An 18302-nucleotide genomic window follows, 5' to 3' on the forward strand; every position below is an offset into this window, starting at 1 on the left:
TTTACATTTTGGTCAAGCGAAGTACGCGAAATTGAAGAAACGTTAAAAGAGCAATTACAATCATAAATACAACTGAAATGGCAGAGGCATAGCCGAAACGAAAATTAATAAAAGCTTCGTGATAAAGAAGTGTCGAAAGAATTTCAGTTGAGTTGGAGGGACCTCCATTTGTCATTGCAATGATTAAATCAAATGCTTTAAAACTTTGTATGGTCGTATAAGCTACAACCATTGTCGTAGCTGGAGCTAAAAGAGGCCACGTAATGCGCTTGAATTTTTGCCATCGTGTTGCTCCATCAATACTAGCAGCTTCATATAACTCACTGGGAATAGCTTGAATTCCAGCTACAAAAATAATAAGCATTTGACCAGTATGTGCCCAAAATTGTACAAAAGCCAAGCTGTAAATTGCGATATGTCCATTTCCAATCCAAGACTGGGTCCAATGCTCAAGGCCTATTTTACTTAAAAACAGGTTAACTCCTCCAATGTTGGGGTCATACATAAAGTTCCACGTGAAGGCAATCGATACGGACGAAATAATCGTCGGTACAAAAAAGAGTGAGCGATAAAATGTATTCCATGCAGAATTTTTATAAAGTAAAAGTGCAAATCCCAAGCTCAATAAAGTTTGAAAGATCAGCACGCCAATTGTGAATTTTAAGTTGTTTGTAAGAGACTGTGTAAAAATAGCATCGTTTGTTAAAATTTCTTTGAAGTTTTGAAACCCTACAAATGAGAACTGAGAAGACAATCCATTCCAATCAGTTGTGCTTAAAAATAAAGCAGAAAGCGTTGGCAATGCAAAGAAAACAGTATATATGATAAAGCCGGGAAGTAAAAACAACCATAGATGTCGGCTTTTAGAGATACTTTTAAATGAAAAGAGAGGAAAAGAGAACGAAGGGGTTCTCTTTTCTTCTTCTTGAATAGACGTATTAGTTTTTAGCGACACGTTCTACCTCTCCTTGTGCTTTTTCAGCAGCTTTTTTCGCTGACATACCGGATAGTACGTCCTGTACAGATGTTTCAACAGCTTTTGATACGCGCTCATTTAAAATTGTAAATCGAGGTTGGAAGACCGTTTTTTTGCCTTTCCATTTTGCGCTTTCTTTGAGTTCAGGTGAATTATATTTCACGTCTTTGACCGTTAATAACTGGCCAGTAGCATTCGCATACTCAGAAGAAATCTTTGGATCTGCAAGGAAAGTTAAAAATTTCTTAGCAGCTTCTTTGTGTTTTGATTTTTCAGCAACACCTAATAAGAATGTCGTGGTATGAACACCTTCGTATTTTGCTTTATCTTGATCCACTGTAATCGGTGCAAGCAAACCTTGATCAATCTTCGGATTTTGCTGTTTGACTGTAGCCATCATATAAGAACCTTGAGCAAGCATTGCGCCTTTTTCCTGAGCAAAAAGTGCTGCAGCACTTTCTTTTTTCGTACCAAGAGCATCTTTTTGGAAGTAACCTTTGTCATTTAATTCTTTAATTTGGGATAGGGTTTTGATAAACCATTCATCAGTTAGCTTGCGCTTGCCCGTTTCTACTTCGTGAAGGGCGTTGTTTGTAGGTTCGTTATTCATAATCATTGGATTAATAAATTGAGAAGGACTTACGTCTCCTGAAAATAAAATCGGCGTGTATCCATTTTTCTTTAATGTTTCAGATGTTTTTAAAAAGCTATTCCAATCTTTAGGAACATCTAAATTTAATTTTTCAAAAATGCCTTTGTTATAGACAGGGATGTTATAGACTAGCTGATAAGGAAGAGCATATTGCGTATTATCCGCTTTCCCCGCTTGGATTAGCTTTTCGTCAAATTTGCTGAGTAAGTTTTGGTCGTCCAACTTTGCAAAACCGTTTGCTTTGCGAATCGTTTCAAATTGACTTCCTGGAAAACTAGCAAATACATCGATACCTTCTCCAGATAGTAGAGATCCTTGAATTTGTGATTGATAGGAATCAGAAGGAAAGACGGTCATTTCTACATGAATATTTGGATTTTTCTTTTCAAATTGCTCAATGATAGAATCAAAAGCTTTCGAATCTTCTCCTCGCCAATGCGTAAAGTTAATGGTTACTTTTTTAGAAGAGTCGCTGCTGTCGCCGCTTGTTGAACTGTTTTTGCCGCAGCCTGCGATGATCACGGTGAGCATTGCTAACAGAATTAATAATTTTTTCATTTTAGTTCCCCCACTTATAGAATTCATTTTAGATAGTTATTGGTCAATTTTGATACGGTTGGTAGATGCCTGGTCAAAGAAATGTGCATGATTCATTTGAAAATGAAATGGAAAGTGCTGATAAACTTGAATATGTTCATCCCCAGGGATTTTAGCCACAAAGAGCTGGTCTCCTAAACTACTGTATAGCATATACTCTGCTCCTAATAACTCAGACACATCTACCGGTAATGAAATATGAGGAGCATCAGAAGAGGCCCGTGTAATATGCTCAGGTCGAATTCCTATAGTAACGAACTGATTGTTGTAGCCTTTTTCATGTAACGAATACATTTGATTTTCTGTCAGTTGAAACTCATGTTCACTGATGTGCAGTTTGTTGTTCACTACTTTTCCTGTGAAAAAGTTCATTCCCGGTGATCCTATAAAACTAGCTACAAACGTATTCTCTGGAGCATTATATATTTGCATAGGTGAACCTATTTGCTGAATTTTTCCATCTTTCATAACTACAATTCTGCTTGCCATCGTCATCGCTTCTGTTTGATCGTGGGTTACATAAATAATGGTCGTCTGCAACCTCTGATGAAGCTTACTAATTTCAGCTCGCATTTGTACGCGAAGCTTGGCATCAAGGTTAGATAAAGGCTCATCCATTAAAAAAATTTGGGCATTCCGTACAATGGCTCTTCCTAAAGCCACCCGCTGACGCTGCCCTCCTGATAACGCTTTTGGCTTGCGTTTTAAATAGGGTTCTAAGTCCAAAATACGAGCCGCTTCTCGAACGCGCTCATCAATTTCTTGTTTTGGGACTTTGCGGAGCTGCAAGCCAAATGCCATGTTGTCGTAAACTGTTAAATGAGGGTAAAGCGCGTAGTTTTGAAACACCATTGCAATATCTCGGTCCTTAGAAGGTAAATCGTTTGCACGATCTCCATTAATAAGCAATTCTCCTTCTGTTATCGATTCAAGGCCGGCGATCATTCGAAGGGTAGTGGATTTGCCGCACCCTGAAGGGCCTACAAATACAATAAATTCTTTGTCTTGAATATGAAGATTGAAATTATCAACTGCAAGACTATCTTTTCGGTATTTTTTATACACATGCTGTAACTGCAGTTCTGCCATTTTTTCTCCTTTCAGCAGGCTTTTAAAAAAATAAAAGCCTCTAATTGCACAGACGGATTGTACGTGTATCTGGCAATTAGAGGCTATCGGTTGACCGGTAAGCCTGTATTATGTAGTTTTGAGTGATTGAATCTGTAAGTAATTTTAAAATATATTATTCCTATATGTCAAGTGAGAATTAAGATATTTTAATAAGTTCGATTATTTTCTTAAATGAAAGAAGCCACTTATTAAGCTAGAGATGCTGGTTTTGAGAATAAAACAAACAGCTGGTGTGTAGAATGATAGTATTCACTTTTATAGTAAGCACTACAGAGAGAGGATGTTTATAAATGGATAGAAACACAGAGTTCACTATGATTCGTCAAGCGTTGGAAAACAGCTATCATTTAATGCAGCAGGGAATAGAAGTAAGCGGAGAAACGCTTACTCAGCTGGAACAAGCAAAAGCCGAGTATGAAGCGGCCTTTTTATTGTCTCAGTCCACGGACTCAAAATTCCGCTGTAATTAATTTTTAATAGCACTTATTCCGTTTGTGCTCTATACACTCAGCTTTTATACAAAAAGGTTCTGTCCTTACAGGCAGAACTTTTTTATGTTCAGCTCTTTTTATTGACATTTTAGATAAAGTAGTCAATAATTAAGTTTTGCTTATATGAGAAATTTACTAGATAAAAAGAAGTGAAGCTAATTTTTATTGATAGATATTTACATAAATAAAGGAGTCAGTATCGATGATGAGAGAGCGGTTGCCTTTTACAATTGAGCGGGATGAAAACTTTTTTGACAAATTAAATGAATGGATAGGTGATGTTTTTTATGATCATCTTCCAGACGCGGGGTTAGAACTTCGGGATGAACAAATTTTTATGGCTTTTCAAATCGAACGAGCTTTTAAAGAAAAAAATGTAATATTTGCAGAAGCAGGTGTAGGAACAGGGAAAACTATTGTGTATTTACTGTACGCTATTTGTTATGCAAGGTATATTGGCAAGCCAGCTATTATTGCCTGTGCGGATGAAACATTAATTGAACAGTTAGTAAAAGCCGAAGGAGACATTGCAAAGCTCTCTGGTATTTTAGATGTTAACATGGATGTTCGCCTAGCAAAATCTCAAGATCAGTATCTGTGTTTAAAGAAATTAGATGCTGTGACAGCACGAACAGATAATGAAAACATTGAAGAAATTTACGATACGCTTCCTGATTTTGTTCATGATCATAGCGGTATGCAGTCGTTCTATCACTACGGAGACCGTAAAGAATATCCTCATTTAACGGATGAGGAATGGAATCAAATTAACTGGGATACGTTTCAAGACTGTTCTTCCTGTGAGCAGCGTCATAGATGCGGCTTAACGCTTTCACGTGAGCACTATAGAAAAGCACATGACTTAATTATTTGCTCTCACGATTTTTACATGGAGCACATTTGGACATATGAAGCCCGCAAGCGTGAAGGACAGCTTCCCCTTCTTCCTGAAAGCAGCTGTGTTGTATTTGATGAAGGTCACCTGCTGGAATTTGCTGCACAAAAGGCTTTAACATATCGCATTCAAGAAGATACGTTAGAAAACTTGTTAACGCGTCTATTAGAAAATGACGTGCGAGAAGAATTTGCTGTGAAGATCGAGCACGCTATCGATGTATATGCAATGTTCTTTGACCGTTTAAGTGAAGCAAGTACAGAAATCGTTGGTTCTAGCCGTAAAGAAGTAGCCCGCACAAACGGATTACAAAGTGTAGGAAAAGAACTTTTATCGCTGCTTGAGCATATCGGAAACGAGCTTGTGTTTGAGAGTGAGACCTATACAGTAGACGAGTATACGCTGCGAATTGTAGATGAGTACCTAGATCAAATTGATTATTCGCTGCGCTTATTTATGGACAACGAAAATGCCATCTACTGGGTAGAAGAAAATAACTGGCAGCTGACGTTGGTTATTATGCCGCAAGCAGTAAAAGACGTCTTAAAAGAACGAGTATTTGCGAAGAAAATACCATATATTTTCACTTCTGCGACTCTTTCAGATAACCAATCGTTCGATTATTTAGCATATAGCTTAGGAATTGCAAAGCCGCTTTCTTTTTCTGTTGAATCGCCATTTGATTATGATGAGCAAATGAAAATTGCGGTAAAAAATGTTTCGGATGATCAAGAAGAAGCGTTTGCTGAAAAATTCGCCTTTGCTGTTGCGCAGCTCGAAAAAACGAACGGACGAGCACTTTTACTGTTTAACAGCAAAGAAGAACTAGAGATGTTCAAAGAAGTTTCCAAAGAGTTAAATCAGTACACATTTTTATTTGAAGGCGATCAAGAAATCAGTAAATTAGTATCTCAGTTCCAAAGGGAAGAAGAAACGATTTTATGCGCTGTTCATTTGTGGGAAGGATTGGATATTCCTGGACCTTCGCTATCTAATGTAATTATTTGGTCTCTGCCGTATCCACCAAATGATCCGGTCTTTGAAGCAAAGCGCAATCAAGTAGTCGATCCATTCTGGGATGCAGATATGCCGTATATGCTTCTTCGCTTAAAGCAAGGAGTTGGAAGGCTGATTCGCTCTCATAACGATAAGGGTCTAATCACGATCTTTATGCCAAAAAGCACAGATTCAAAAGTGCGTTCAATCATTGAACAAAATGTCCCAACGAAAATAGAAAACGTATAAAAAAGCGCGGTTGTAGCCGCGCTTTTTTATACGTATAATAGATTGAATATTCAGTTATATACATGCCGTTACTATTATGATAAAATAATTTATGGTGAAATAAGGAAAGTAAGGAGGAAAAACAATGAGAGAAGACATACAGAAAATTGAGAAACAGTTTTATGAATACATGAATAAAATCAAAAGTTATCAAGAGGCAATCGGAGTGATGTACTGGGATTTGAGGACGGGTGCTCCAAAAAAAGGGGCGGATCAGCGTTCTGAAGTTATTGGCATGATTTCATCAGAAGCGTTCAATCTTTCTGTTTCTGATGAAATGGCAGGTTTTATTGAGAAATTAACGAACCCTGAGTCACAGCCTTACATAAACGATATTACGACAAAAGCAGTGGAAGAATGTAAAAAAGAATATGATTTAAATAAAAAGATTCCTCCGCATGAATATAAAGAATACGTTACATTAACTTCAAAAGCTGAGTCGGTTTGGGAAGACGCAAAAGAAAAAGCAGATTTTGCTTTATTTCAACCGTACCTCGAAAAAATTGTAGCGTTCAATCAGAAGTTTGTGGAGTATTGGGGGTATGAAGGAAACAAATATAACCGTTTATTAGACCTTTTTGAACCGGGGATGACGGTTGAAATCTTAGACGAGGTATTTGGAAAGCTACGGGAGCATATTGTGCCTCTTGTTCAGCGAATCGCCGGGTCGAATACAAAGCCAAATACGGAATTTTTATTCCGTACTTTCCCAAAAGAAGCGCAAAAGCAATTTAGTCTAGACGTGTTAAAAACGCTTGGCTATGATTTTGAAGCGGGGCGACTTGATGAAACAGTCCATCCTTTTGCTACTGGCTTAAACCCGGGAGATGTGCGCATCACGACTAAGTATGCTGAAAACGATTTCCGAACGGCTATTTTTGGAACGATTCACGAATGCGGCCATGCTTTATATGAGCAAAATATTTCAAAGGATCTTGTCGGTACGGTTCTATGTGAAGGTACTTCAATGGGAATTCATGAATCGCAGTCGCTGTTTTTTGAGCAGTTTGTCGGAAAAAATAAAGCATTTTGGCAGCATCATTACCACGTACTAAAAGAGCATGCGCCGGGACAATTTGACGATGTAGATTTAGAAGATTTTTACCGAGGAGTAAATGAGGCGAAACCGTCGCTTATTCGTATTGAAGCAGATGAGTTAACGTATCCTCTTCATATTATGATTCGTTATGAGATTGAAAAGGGATTAATAAACGGAGAATATAAAGTTGCAGATTTACCAGAAATTTGGAATGAGAAATACGAAGAATATTTAGGAGTTCGTCCAGGTCACGATGGAGAAGGCGTGCTTCAGGACGTACACTGGGCCGGAGGAAGCTTTGGGTATTTCCCTTCCTACGCTCTTGGCTATATGTACGCAGCTCAGTTTAAGCATACCATGTTAAAAGACTTGCCCAATTATGATGAACTCCTCGAAAAAGGAGAAATTTCGCCGATTACAAATTGGCTAACAGAACATATTCATCAGTACGGAAAAATGAAAAAGCCTCTTGAAATTTTAAACGATGTAACGGGAGAAGGCTTAAATGTAGATTATTTAATTCAGTATCTAGAAAAGAAATATGGAGAAATTTATCACGTATAAAAAGCGCTATAACCGAATATTATGTTTTGTATCACAAGTAAATGTTCGAAAATATCGTTTTTAGATATTTTCAAATAAAAGATTTGCTGATATAATACAATTAACTCAATAACGCACTCATATAATGACGAGAATAAGGCTCGTAAGTATCTACCAAACTACCGTAAATAGTTTGACTATGGGTGAGCGATGAAGTTTGTTTTTCACTTTTGTGCGTAAAAGCTCAAAGACATTGCTCTACTCATATACGAGTGCAGCTATGTTTTTGAGCTTTTTTAATACAAACGTTGGAGGAACGAACTATGAAAGCTTTGCAAAACAAAATTTTAACAGATGGTATCGTATTATCAGACACGGTTTTAAAAGTAGACACATTTTTAAACCACCAAATGGATCCTGTATTAATGAAAGAAATTGGAGAAGAATTCGCTTCGCGTTTTGAAGATGCAGGAATTACGAAGATTTTAACGATTGAATCATCTGGAATTGCTCCAGCGATTATGACCGCATTGAAGCTAAACGTTGAGATGGTGTTTGCTAGAAAAAGAAAATCTTTAACACTTCAAGACGGACTCATTACATCAAAAGTATATTCATTTACAAAAAAAGAAGAAAATGAAATTTCAGTTGCTGATAAATTTATTCAAGAAGATGACGTGATTTTAATTATTGATGACTTTTTAGCAAACGGTCAAGCTGCATTCGGCTTGATGGATATCGTGCAAAAAGCAGGTGCTAAAGTAGGCGGCATTGGTATTGTTATTGAAAAAGCGTTTCAAGATGGAGGAAAACAAATTCGTCAATCAGGCGTTAAAGTAGAATCATTAGCACGCATTCAGTCTTTATCAAATGGTAAAGTGACATTTGTTGAAGATAAACCAACAGTGGAGGTTTAATATGAATAAAGGAAAAGTCTTTTCACTTGGTTTACAGCATGTTTTAGCTATGTACGGAGGTGCGATTGTTGTTCCGCTTATTGTTGGAGGAGCCATTGGCTTGACTCAGCAGCAGCTTACGTATTTAGTGGCGATTGACTTATTTATGTGCGGTGTGGCAACGCTACTGCAAGTATGGAAAAATCGTTTTTTTGGAATTGGTCTTCCAGTTGTATTAGGGTGTACGTTTACTGCCGTAGGACCTATGATTTCAATTGGAGGTTCTTACGGCGTTTCCTCCATATATGGTTCTATTATCGTGGCTGGTTTACTCATCGTCCTTCTTTCTGCTTTTTTAGGTAAATTGGTTAAGTTTTTCCCTCCTTTAGTTACAGGTTCGGTTGTAACGATTATTGGAATTACGTTAATTCCCGTAGCGATTAAAGATTTAGCCGGAGGAGAAGGAAGTAAAGATTTTGGCAGCTTGAGCAATTTAGGTTTAGGTTTTGGCGTTTTGTTATTAATTATTGTTCTGTATCGATTTACAAAAGGATTTATGCGCTCCGTCTCTGTGTTATTAGGATTAGTTGTTGGAACAATTGCAGCGTCTTTTATGGGAAAAGTCGATTTTTCCGGCGTAAAAGAAGAAGCGTGGGTTCATATGCCACATGTGCTGTACTTTGGGATGCCAACTTTTAATATTATGGCCATTCTGACAATGTTCCTTGTTTTACTTGTTGGCATTGTCGAGTCAACAGGCGTTTATTTTGCTGTTAGTGATATTTGTAAAAAAGAAGTGGATGAAAAAGATTTGTCTAAAGGCTATCGTGCAGAAGGATTGGCCATTTTATTAGGCGGATTTTTTAACGCATTTCCTTATACAGCGTATTCTCAAAATGTAGGACTTTTACAGTTGTCAGGTGTTCGCACAAGAAATGTTGTATTTGCAGCGAGTGGAATTTTAATCGTTTTGGGTTTTCTACCTAAAATCGCAGCCGTGACGACAGTTATCCCGAGCTCTGTACTTGGAGGAGCAATGGTAGCTATGTTTGGAATGGTAATCTCTTCAGGTATTAAAATCCTTAGTCAAGTTGATTTAGCCAAACAAGAAAATCTTCTTGTGATTGCATGTTCGGTTGGCATGGGTCTAGGGGTGACGGTTGTACCTGAACTCTTCAAAAACTTACCAGAGAGTCTTCAAGTTCTTACTGGAAGCGGTATTGTAATGGGGAGCTTTACAGCAATCTTTTTAAATATTGTCTTTAATATGATGAAATCACCACGTACGCAAGTTGCAGAAACAAAGTTAACAAATGAAGTAGTATCGAAATAAAAAGAGGCTAGAACAAAAGTATTTTAGTGAAGAAGATCCGAACGATTAATCGTTCGGATCTTTTCATTGTCCTAAGGAACATAGCTTTAACAAGCGATCCATAGCAGATCATTTGTCCAATTTGTTCGTCTTTCCTATTAAGACCGTGTTTTGAAAAAGAGTGTATAAAGCATTTTCCCCACGTCAGGGTTTTTTGCCACTAATGAAATTTCTCTTTTGAATTTGAAGTCTGTAATGGGTAACGCTTTAATGTTTGAGCTTTGTAAATGGCGCATAAAAATTTCAGGGAGAATTGAAATACCTAAATTAGCTGAAATAAATCCCATAATACTTTGCGCAAATTCAATTTCATTGGAAATGGAAATTTTTAAGTTATGACGCTTGTACGCTTTTTCTACTAGTGTCCGAACATCGCACCTTGGGGGGAGAACTACAATGGGTTCTTCTTTGAAATCTTCAAATAATACGCTTTCTTTTTCGGCTATCGGGTGCTGATCATTCACAAATAAATAAAAGTCTTCTTTGAACAATAGTTTTGACCAGTAAGTATGTTGAACCTCTCGATCATCAAATAAAGCCCCGTCAATTTGATTGCTTTCTAACTGCTCTAACAAATCATAATAGTGATGCGAGGTTTTTATATCAATATGGCGATTGTGCTCTTTAGCAGAAGCCAGTTGATAAGGTAAGTAAAAAGCAGCCATACTTTGCCACGTTCCGATAGTTAAATCACAAGCTTCTTGCGTAGACACTAATTTTTTTTGAAGAGCATGAACACTTGAAAGTATGGATTCACCTTCTTGTAAAAGAATTTCACCCGCTGAGGTTAATTCTACTCCTGTAGCGGAGCGAATAAAGTGACACATGGCAAAAAGACGGACGCATTCGCAAATTAACATTTACTGGTTCAACAGCGGTTGGTAAACATTTAATGCGCGGTGCTGCGGATACTGTGAAAAAATTATCGCTGGAATTAGGCGGTCACGCACCGTTTATCGTAACAGAAAAAGCAGATTTAGACGCTGCTGTAAACGGCGTAATTGCTTCTAAGTTTGTCAACGCAGGTCAAACGTGCATCTGCACAAACCGCGTATATGTACAAGAATCCATTGCAGATGCTTTTGTTGAAAAATTTGCAGCAAAAGCAGCGCAATTAACAGTAGGAAATGGATTAGAAGAAGGTACACAAGTTGGACCGTTAATTAACGACAAAGTGGTTGAGAAAGTAAAAGCACAAATTGCGGATGCAAAAAGTAAAGGAGCTAAAGTTGTGGTTGGCGGACAAGCTATAACAACTAAAAACGGTTTCTTTATGGAGCCGACAATTATTACAAATGTAACTGATGACATGAATTGCATGTTTGAAGAAACGTTTGGACCATTGGCCCCTGTAGCAACATTCAAAACAGTAGAAGAAGCTGTAGAACGAGCAAACAATAGCCCTTATGGTTTAGCCGCTTACGTATTTACAGAAAACATTAAAGAAGCAACGTTTGTATCTGAAGAGTTAGAATACGGCATTGTAGGAGTAAATGATGGCTCTCCGTCTGCAGCTCAAGCTCCATTCGGCGGCTTTAAAGAAAGTGGTCTTGGACGCGAAGGAAGTCATTACGGCATTGACGATTATTTAGAAGTAAAATATATCTCAATGGGACTTTAATCAAAAGTAGAGGGACAAAAATATTTTAGTCGAAGTGAAACACGAACTAGCAACTAATAATCAAAATTATTGGTTGTTAGTTCGTGTTTTTTTGTTGTGAAGATGGACGTAGCTTTCATGTGTTTCGTTGTGTCCCAGCCTCTTTTTTATGCACTTTTGTAAAGAAAATTTGGAATAATAGTTCTTTAACGCAATTAATTGCATTTCTAGGATGTCTGTGCAAGAATAAGTATTTCAAAAATGGTTTAGCTTTGTTTAAAGCGTGGGTAATACAACAAACGCACATGATTGCTTGTTAGATGAAATAAAAAGCAGAACTTTACCACTGATAAATTACCCACCCTAGAACCAAAATAATAGTACTGAATGGTGAAAAATATAGGAGTTGATATAGATGATTACAGCAGAGAAAAACATAGTGAAATTTAAAGCAAAAGACGGACGTGAAGTCACTATTCGCCCTGCACAGGCAAGCGATGCAGAGCATATTACAACAGCGGTAAGAGAAATTATTGAGGCTGGGGAATTTATTCAAAAAGATGAGCCGCGTACAGTCCAAGAAGAGCAAGATTTTATTGCATCAGTAGAAAAGAACAATCACATGTACGTTGTAGCTGAAGTCGAAGGTGAAGTACTTGGAATTGCACGTGTTCTTAGAGGCGAAATTAAAATGAAGCGCCACACGGGGCTCTTCCGTACATGGCTTATTTCAAAAGCACAGGGAATGGGAATAGGAAAACAATTTATGAATTATACGCTAAACTGGTGCAAAGAAAATAATCTTCATAAACTTTCTTTAACTGTGTTTGCTTCGAATAAAGTGGCATACGAATTGTATAGAAAGGTAGGATTTGAACAAGAAGGCGTTATGAAAGAACAAGCTTATTTCAACAATGAATATGTAGATGAAATCTATATGTCCATTTTCTTTTCATAAAAAATAAGCACTTATTTTCGTCAATCCATAAATTGTATCTGTACATTCAGATTATTTGCGCTATAATAAAAGTGCACAACAAACATACATTTCTTCAAAACGTAGACTTTCCTGAGTTACAGGAAAGTTTTTTTATGTTTCGCTTCCATTCCACTAAAAAAGAATTGAATAAATCCCCAGCTATTACAAATGTTAAATGTAACGCAATCAAAGAGGTGAAGTGTATGCCAAAGATTATCTCAGTTGGATTTGGAGTTCCCCCTTATGAATTAACTCAGCAAGACACGCTGCTATTTGCAAAAGAACTTTTTTCCGAATCATTTAAAGATATTAATCGGCTGCTGACCGTTTTTCAAAATGGTCAAATTGAGAAACGTAATTTTGCCAAAGACTTATCTTGGTTTCAAGAAGATCATACATTTGAAGAAAAAAATGATGCTTTTATAGAATCTGCTGTTGAATTAGGTACAAAAGCGATTGAAGACTGCTTAACAAATAAGAACTATGTAAGTACTCCTTTGCCGTGTGGAGAAATTGAGGCTGTTTTTTATGTTTCAACAAGCGGTTTAGCTACGCCTAGCATTGAAGCGCGAATTATGAATAAGCTTGCGTTCTCAGACCATACAAAAAGAATTCCTATTTGGGGATTAGGGTGTGCTGGAGGAGCGTCTGGGCTTTCAAGAGCTTATGAGTATTGCAAAGCCTTTCCGCGTGCCAAAGTCCTTGTTTTATCCATTGAGCTTTGCAGTTTAACTTTTCAGCGAAATGATCGTTCAAAAAGCAACTTAATTGGTACGTCTTTATTTGCAGATGGAGTAGCGGCTGCTTTAGTCGCAGGTGACGAAGCTGATACCACTTTTGCCCTTGCAAAAAACTATCCTAACATTTTACATACACAATCGACGCTCATGCCCAATTCAGAAGATGTAATGGGGTGGGAGATTAAAAATGATGGACTATTTGTTGTCTTTTCAAAAGATATTCCCACGATTATCGATTCGTGGTTAGGCGGAGAAGTTGAGTCATTTTTACAAACTCGGCATTTGACCAGTCGCGATTTGAAGCATTTTGTTGCTCATCCTGGAGGGAAAAAAGTGCTTGAAGCATATGTATCAACGCTGTCGTTAAACGAAAATATGATTGCTGATTCCCTAGATGTACTTAAAAACCATGGAAACATGTCTTCGGCAACCGTTTTGTATGTGCTAGACCGCTTTATGAAGAAAGAAATTTCAAGTAAAGAATACGGTTTATTAACAGCTCTTGGCCCTGGATTTAGTTCTGAAATGCTTCTATTAGAGTGGAGGTAAAGCGATTGTTTTTTTATAGCTTTTTTGTATTTATTATCTTACAGCGTCTATGTGAATTGGTTATTGCCAAAAGAAATGAAGCTTGGATGAAGAAGCAGGGAGCATACGAAGTTGGTCAAAGTCACTACAAATGGATGGTAAGCATGCATGCCGCTTTTTTTGCTGCTCTTTTTACGGAAGTGTACGTGTTAAACGATGGAATGTATCGCTTTTCTTTTTTGTTGTTTAGCTTTTTTGTGCTTGTGCAACTTGCAAGAATATGGGCTATTTCTTCGTTAGGAAAGTATTGGAATACAAAAATTATCGTTTTGCCTAATGCGAAGGTTGTGCTAAGAGGTCCTTATCGTTTTATGAAGCACCCTAACTATACAGTAGTAGCGGCAGAATTGGTGTTAGTTCCGCTTATGTTTCAGGCATACTGGACGTTAGCTGTTTTTTCTGTTTTCAATTTGTGTATATTAGCCGTCAGAATTCCCTTAGAAGAGCAAGCGTTAACGAATGAAACAAATTACGGCGAAGTGAGGCAAAACAGGGGACGTTTCTTTCCTGTAAAAAAATCTTAAAACTAATTGAAAATGATTATCTTTCATGATAAGATGAAACAAATGATAAAGATTATCAATTTCATCAAGTAGAAACGGTGGTGGACGTAATGGTTAGTCTTTTTGTGATCGGAGCACTTGCTACATATGTTGGCGTCACAACGTATGTAATGAAAAATATTGAAAAAGCCCAGAAGGCGTAACATACATGCGATGAATAAAAAAAGCTGTCAAATTATTGACAGCTTTTTTTATTGTTTTTGTAACTAAAAATTCAGTTTTTTATGGGAAAACGCATGCGAATCAAGTAAAATAGAGAAAGAATAAGCAGAAATGAAGATGGATAGAGCACATTTAAATACAGTCTTGAATGAGGCAAAAGGGGTAGAGTAATAATGGGTAAAGTGAGTGTGAAACATCAAGAAAATCTCCGATTGGAAGCATCTCTTTTTCATTTACATAAGCAATTTCAAGCAGCTGGAGATGAACAGCAGGCAGCAAAAGCAATACAGCTGTTAAAAAAGTGGGTGAACGGCGAATTTGTTGTAGCATTTTGCGGACATTTTTCGGCTGGAAAATCGAGCATGATTAACGAATTAATGGGGCAAGCAATTTTGCCTGCAAGTCCTATTCCAACAAGCGCAAACTTAGTATCAGTAAAAGCAGGGGATGAGCATGCAACCGTTTATTATCGCAAACAGTCGCCGGTGCGTTATGAAGCACCTTATGAGTATGAGCAAATTAAGCAGTTTGCTGTGGATGGAGATGAAGTAGAGTCCATTCATTTATCGATAGATACAGATGCTATTCCTAAAAATGTTGTGGTGATGGACACACCAGGAATTGATTCAACAGATGATGCACATCGTGTATCGACCGAGTCAGCTCTTCACTTAGCGGACGTTATTTTCTACGTGATGGATTATAATCATGTGCAGGCAGAATTAAATCTTCAATTTGCAAAACAGCTGCAAGAAGCTAATAAAACGCTTTATTTAATTGTAAATCAAATTGATAAACACCAAGAAGATCAGCTAACATTTCAAGCATTTAAAGAATCTGTAGAAACGTCATTTTTAAAGTGGAATGTGAGACCAGAAGGAATCTTCTATACGTCGTTAAAAGAGCCAACCAACCGTCATAATGACCTTTCGTACGTAAAATCTCTATTACTTGCTATGATGACGGAAAAAGAAAACCGGCATCAGCATATTCAACATGCGATGCAAATGTTAATTGACGATCACCTTGCCTTTATTGAAGACCAAGAAGAAGAAAAGTTAACGATTCATGACGAGCTGCGCCATAAGCTGACGCTTGAGAATCATGAAATGAATAAGCATCAAAAAGAGCAGCTTCTCGAAAAAGAAGCGGAAATAAGGCGTGCTGAAAAGCAGCTAGCAGAAACGTACCAACAAGAAACAGGTAAGATACTAAGCAACGCCAATTTAACACCATATGAAATGAGAGAAAAAGCTAGGCTGTTTTTAGAAACGACAAAGCCTGATTTTAAAGTAGGTCTTTTATTTGCTAAGAAAAAGACCGAGGAAGTAAAAAAAGAGCGGCTGACGTTATTTTTTGATGATATGAAAGAACGAGCAGCTTCTCAGCTGCAGTGGCACTTGCAGCAATATGTGCAAGAGCTGGTGAAAAATCAAAATCTTACCGATCCGGATCTTATACGCCAGGTTCAGCAGTTTGAAATTCCGTTAGAGCCGCATGATTTAATTGAAACGGTAAAGGCAGGAGCTACGATTAATGGTGATTATGTTTTAACGTACGCAAAAGATGTAGCCGAGCATATTAAGAAAAAAGCGACGCGATTATTATACGAGCTTTATGCGCAAATTGAACAGAGCAAAATCGAGCAAGATGAAGTAAAGCGTAAAAAAATTTATCAACACTTGCAGGAATGTGAAGTATTTGAAGAAGCGTATACATCTCTTCAGGAAATGAAATCAAAATTGGCACGTACAAAAGCTTTGCTTCAATCTTTACAGCAAACTGATGACGACCTAACGGCAGAAGATACAAACGAGTTGTCATATATGTTACAAGAAGAATATGAAACGGGCATCATGAAAGCTGAAGAAAAGCAAGAAGCTGTGAGTGAGCAGCAGTTAGTTTCACAGCCTGAGGAAGCTGTGCATGAAACAGGAACGGAAAAGGTTCTTCAAGATGTATCAGCTGTTCTCGAACAGCTCCGTTCATTTGGAAAGTTAGACCGCTTTATTACCAGACTTCAAGAAAAGCGTAAAAAGCTATCAAATCAAACGTTTACTGTAGCTTTATTCGGAGCGTTCAGTGCCGGTAAGTCATCTTTTGCTAATGCGTTGATTGGAGAAAGATTACTTCCAGTATCTCCGAACCCAACGACAGCAACTATCAATAAAATTATGCCTCCAACAGAAAAACGGCCGCATAAAACAGCTGTTGTGCAAATGAAAACAAACGAGCAGATGATCCAAGATTTGAATGGTGCACTTAAGCTGTTTCACCATGAAGTAGAATCAATTGACGAAGCGTTAACAATTATTCCAACTCTGCAGGCAACAGAAGAGCTGCAGCTGCATTTGTCGTTTTTACAGGCAGTAGAAAAAGGCTACGGCGAAGTCAAGCAGCATATCGGTTCAGAAGTAGTGGTGGATATAGAAGGATTTCATGATTATGTAGCTAAAGAAGAAAAAGCGTGTTTTGTTCAATTTATTAACCTGTATTATGACTGTGAATTTACTCGCTTAGGCATTACACTCGTTGATACACCCGGAGCTGATTCAATAAATGCGAGACACACTGGAGTAGCGTTTGAGTATATCAAAAATGCAGATGCCATTTTATTTGTAACGTATTATAATCATGCGTTTTCAAAAGCTGACCGCGAATTTCTTATTCAGCTTGGCCGTGTAAAAGATGTATTTGCGCTTGATAAAATGTTTTTCTTAGTAAATGCAGCGGACCTAGCCAGCTCGGATACAGAGCTGCAGTTAGTTCAGACCTATGTAAAAGAACAGCTTGAACAGTATGGTATACGTTTTCCGCGCTTATACCCGGTATCAAGCTTGCAGGCTTTGCAAAACCATGAGGATAAAATGTTTCTGCCATTCAAAAATGCGTTTTACCGCTTCATAAATTATGAATTACCAGAGCTTGCTATCCAAAGTGTCTATGCAGATTTCGAACAAATTTTAGCAGTTTCCAATGAAATGAAACAGGTGCAAACAAAATCAGAAGTGGATAAAAAGCGATACATTCAATCTCTTCACATAAAAAATGAGCAGGTAGCAGCAAAACTGCATGAAATTCATTTTGAATATGAACAACAGCAGTTTGACCGAGAATTAGAAGAGCTCTTATTTTATGTAAAAAAACGTCTGTTTGTAAGGTACGATGACTTCTTTAAAGAAGCCTTCAGTCCGGCAAACTTAAGGGATGATCGAGGTGAAAAGCAAAAGCAGCTGCGCCTTTGTTTGCAGGAGTTGTTAACGTCTATTTCCTTCGACGCAACGCAAGAAGTGCGTGCGACCACTTTGCGAATCGAAAAATACATCGTAAAATTAATCGAAGACTGGCATCGAATGATCATTACAAAGCTACAGCGCTATGAACCGACGTTTACTCCAACGTTGAACTCGTTAGAGCCTCCAAATGGCAGTGAAGTTGTGACAAGTCATCAATTTGATGAGAATGAATCGTATCAAAAAGAGCTTTCACTGTATAAAAACAATAAAAGCTTTTTTGAAAAAAATGAGAAAGTAAAGCTTCACGCTGCTTTACTAGAACGTATTAAGCCGGATATTAATCACTACATTGCGAAAGAAGAAGCCGCTCTTCATTCACACTATACCAATTTAGTGAATCAGTACGTTTTAGCGCATAAACAGTCTGTATCTGAAGAATGGTATGATTATTACAAACAGCTGCAAGCGGCCGTGTCTGAAGAATTTCCAATTCAAGAATTGGTAAGTACAATGACGGTGCTAGAACATGTATTGGAGGAAAGAAAGGGTCATTAATTT

Annotated in this window: 13 protein-coding genes, 1 pseudogene and 1 riboswitch; of the genes and pseudogenes, 10 read left to right on the plus strand and 4 right to left on the minus strand. The window is 37.6% G+C overall.

What is annotated here, in order from left to right:
- Position 1: 1 nt before the first annotated feature.
- Genes OK414_RS07080 through OK414_RS07090 form a run of 3 tightly spaced genes read right to left on the minus strand, consistent with a single transcriptional unit; the run spans position 2 to position 3314 of the window.
- Positions 2 to 955, minus strand: a complete 954-nt coding sequence (locus OK414_RS07080; protein WP_013082365.1) for a carbohydrate ABC transporter permease — start codon at positions 953 to 955, stop codon at positions 2 to 4.
- Entirely contained in the window at positions 939 to 2186 is a 1248-nt protein-coding gene (locus OK414_RS07085; protein ID WP_034653376.1) for an ABC transporter substrate-binding protein, read from the minus strand. The genes OK414_RS07080 and OK414_RS07085 overlap by 17 nt, the downstream gene beginning before the upstream one ends.
- A gap of 36 nt (positions 2187 to 2222) precedes the next feature.
- Positions 2223 to 3314 (minus strand): ABC transporter ATP-binding protein, encoded by a 1092-nt coding sequence (locus OK414_RS07090; RefSeq protein ID WP_263045421.1) that lies wholly within the window; start codon positions 3312 to 3314, stop codon positions 2223 to 2225.
- 332 nt (positions 3315 to 3646) lie between these two features.
- Here OK414_RS07090 and OK414_RS07095 point away from each other — a divergent pair, with 332 nt between their 5' ends.
- The 5 genes from OK414_RS07095 to OK414_RS07115 all read left to right on the plus strand — a co-directional run bounded on the left by OK414_RS07095 (position 3647) and on the right by OK414_RS07115 (position 9837).
- The gene (locus tag OK414_RS07095; RefSeq protein ID WP_016763491.1) at positions 3647 to 3826 is read left to right on the plus strand and encodes a hypothetical protein; all 180 of its coding nucleotides are present in this window, start codon (positions 3647 to 3649) and stop codon (positions 3824 to 3826) included.
- Between the two features lie 223 nt (positions 3827 to 4049).
- Positions 4050 to 5987: an ATP-dependent DNA helicase gene (locus tag OK414_RS07100; protein ID WP_129707242.1), complete on the plus strand. Its 1938-nt coding sequence runs from the start codon at positions 4050 to 4052 to the stop codon at positions 5985 to 5987.
- Between the two features lie 124 nt (positions 5988 to 6111).
- Positions 6112 to 7629, plus strand: a complete 1518-nt coding sequence (locus OK414_RS07105) for a carboxypeptidase M32 (protein ID WP_263045420.1) — start codon at positions 6112 to 6114, stop codon at positions 7627 to 7629.
- A gap of 97 nt (positions 7630 to 7726) precedes the next feature.
- Positions 7727 to 7828: riboswitch (purine riboswitch) on the plus strand.
- A 103-nt stretch (positions 7829 to 7931) separates the two neighbouring features.
- The gene (locus tag OK414_RS07110) at positions 7932 to 8525 is read left to right on the plus strand and encodes a xanthine phosphoribosyltransferase (protein ID WP_013056157.1); all 594 of its coding nucleotides are present in this window, start codon (positions 7932 to 7934) and stop codon (positions 8523 to 8525) included.
- A gap of 1 nt (position 8526) precedes the next feature.
- A complete protein-coding gene (locus OK414_RS07115; protein ID WP_013082372.1) occupies positions 8527 to 9837 on the plus strand; it encodes a nucleobase:cation symporter-2 family protein in 1311 nt (436 codons plus the stop codon).
- Between the two features lie 137 nt (positions 9838 to 9974).
- Here the strand turns inward: OK414_RS07115 and OK414_RS07120 are convergent, their stop codons facing one another.
- The gene (locus tag OK414_RS07120) at positions 9975 to 10736 is read right to left on the minus strand and encodes a LysR family transcriptional regulator substrate-binding protein (RefSeq protein WP_034653363.1); all 762 of its coding nucleotides are present in this window, start codon (positions 10734 to 10736) and stop codon (positions 9975 to 9977) included.
- Between OK414_RS07120 and OK414_RS07125 the strand changes: the two are divergent.
- The 5 genes and pseudogenes from OK414_RS07125 to OK414_RS07145 form a co-directional block, all read left to right on the plus strand.
- Positions 10697 to 11497: pseudogene (locus OK414_RS07125) on the plus strand (aldehyde dehydrogenase family protein); the annotation flags it as partial. The gene OK414_RS07120 and the pseudogene OK414_RS07125 sit on opposite strands and share 40 nt — an antisense overlap.
- 394 nt (positions 11498 to 11891) lie before the next feature.
- The gene (locus OK414_RS07130) at positions 11892 to 12434 is read left to right on the plus strand and encodes a GNAT family N-acetyltransferase (RefSeq protein ID WP_016763496.1); all 543 of its coding nucleotides are present in this window, start codon (positions 11892 to 11894) and stop codon (positions 12432 to 12434) included.
- 224 nt (positions 12435 to 12658) lie between these two features.
- Positions 12659 to 13744, plus strand: a complete 1086-nt coding sequence (locus tag OK414_RS07135; RefSeq protein WP_263045419.1) for a type III polyketide synthase — start codon at positions 12659 to 12661, stop codon at positions 13742 to 13744.
- Positions 13745 to 13749: 5 nt separating this feature from the next.
- Positions 13750 to 14307, plus strand: a complete 558-nt coding sequence (locus OK414_RS07140; RefSeq protein ID WP_263045418.1) for an isoprenylcysteine carboxyl methyltransferase family protein — start codon at positions 13750 to 13752, stop codon at positions 14305 to 14307.
- A gap of 374 nt (positions 14308 to 14681) precedes the next feature.
- Positions 14682 to 18299 carry a dynamin family protein gene (locus OK414_RS07145; RefSeq protein ID WP_263045417.1) on the plus strand — a complete coding sequence of 1206 codons (3618 nt, stop codon included), beginning with the start codon at positions 14682 to 14684 and terminating at the stop codon, positions 18297 to 18299.
- Positions 18300 to 18302: the final 3 nt, after the last annotated feature.

It is taken from the genome of Priestia sp. JV24, from assembly GCF_025910025.1.
Taxonomy (GTDB): domain Bacteria; phylum Bacillota; class Bacilli; order Bacillales; family Bacillaceae_H; genus Priestia; species Priestia megaterium.

Bases quoted from the DNA above. Each gene is read 5' to 3' on its own strand.
- OK414_RS07085 (WP_034653376.1), bottom strand. From the start codon at position 2,186: ATGAAAAAATTATTAATTCTGTTAGCAATGCTCACCGTGATCATCGCA.
- OK414_RS07090 (WP_263045421.1), bottom strand. From the start codon at position 3,314: ATGGCAGAACTGCAGTTACAGCATGTGTATAAAAAATACCGAAAAGAT.
- OK414_RS07095 (WP_016763491.1), top strand. From the start codon at position 3,647: ATGGATAGAAACACAGAGTTCACTATGATTCGTCAAGCGTTGGAAAAC.
- OK414_RS07100 (WP_129707242.1), top strand. From the start codon at position 4,050: ATGATGAGAGAGCGGTTGCCTTTTACAATTGAGCGGGATGAAAACTTT.
- OK414_RS07105 (WP_263045420.1), top strand. From the start codon at position 6,112: ATGAGAGAAGACATACAGAAAATTGAGAAACAGTTTTATGAATACATG.
- OK414_RS07110 (WP_013056157.1), top strand. From the start codon at position 7,932: ATGAAAGCTTTGCAAAACAAAATTTTAACAGATGGTATCGTATTATCA.
- OK414_RS07115 (WP_013082372.1), top strand. From the start codon at position 8,527: ATGAATAAAGGAAAAGTCTTTTCACTTGGTTTACAGCATGTTTTAGCT.
- OK414_RS07120 (WP_034653363.1), bottom strand. From the start codon at position 10,736: ATGTTAATTTGCGAATGCGTCCGTCTTTTTGCCATGTGTCACTTTATT.
- OK414_RS07130 (WP_016763496.1), top strand. From the start codon at position 11,892: ATGATTACAGCAGAGAAAAACATAGTGAAATTTAAAGCAAAAGACGGA.
- OK414_RS07135 (WP_263045419.1), top strand. From the start codon at position 12,659: ATGCCAAAGATTATCTCAGTTGGATTTGGAGTTCCCCCTTATGAATTA.
- OK414_RS07145 (WP_263045417.1), top strand. From the start codon at position 14,682: ATGGGTAAAGTGAGTGTGAAACATCAAGAAAATCTCCGATTGGAAGCA.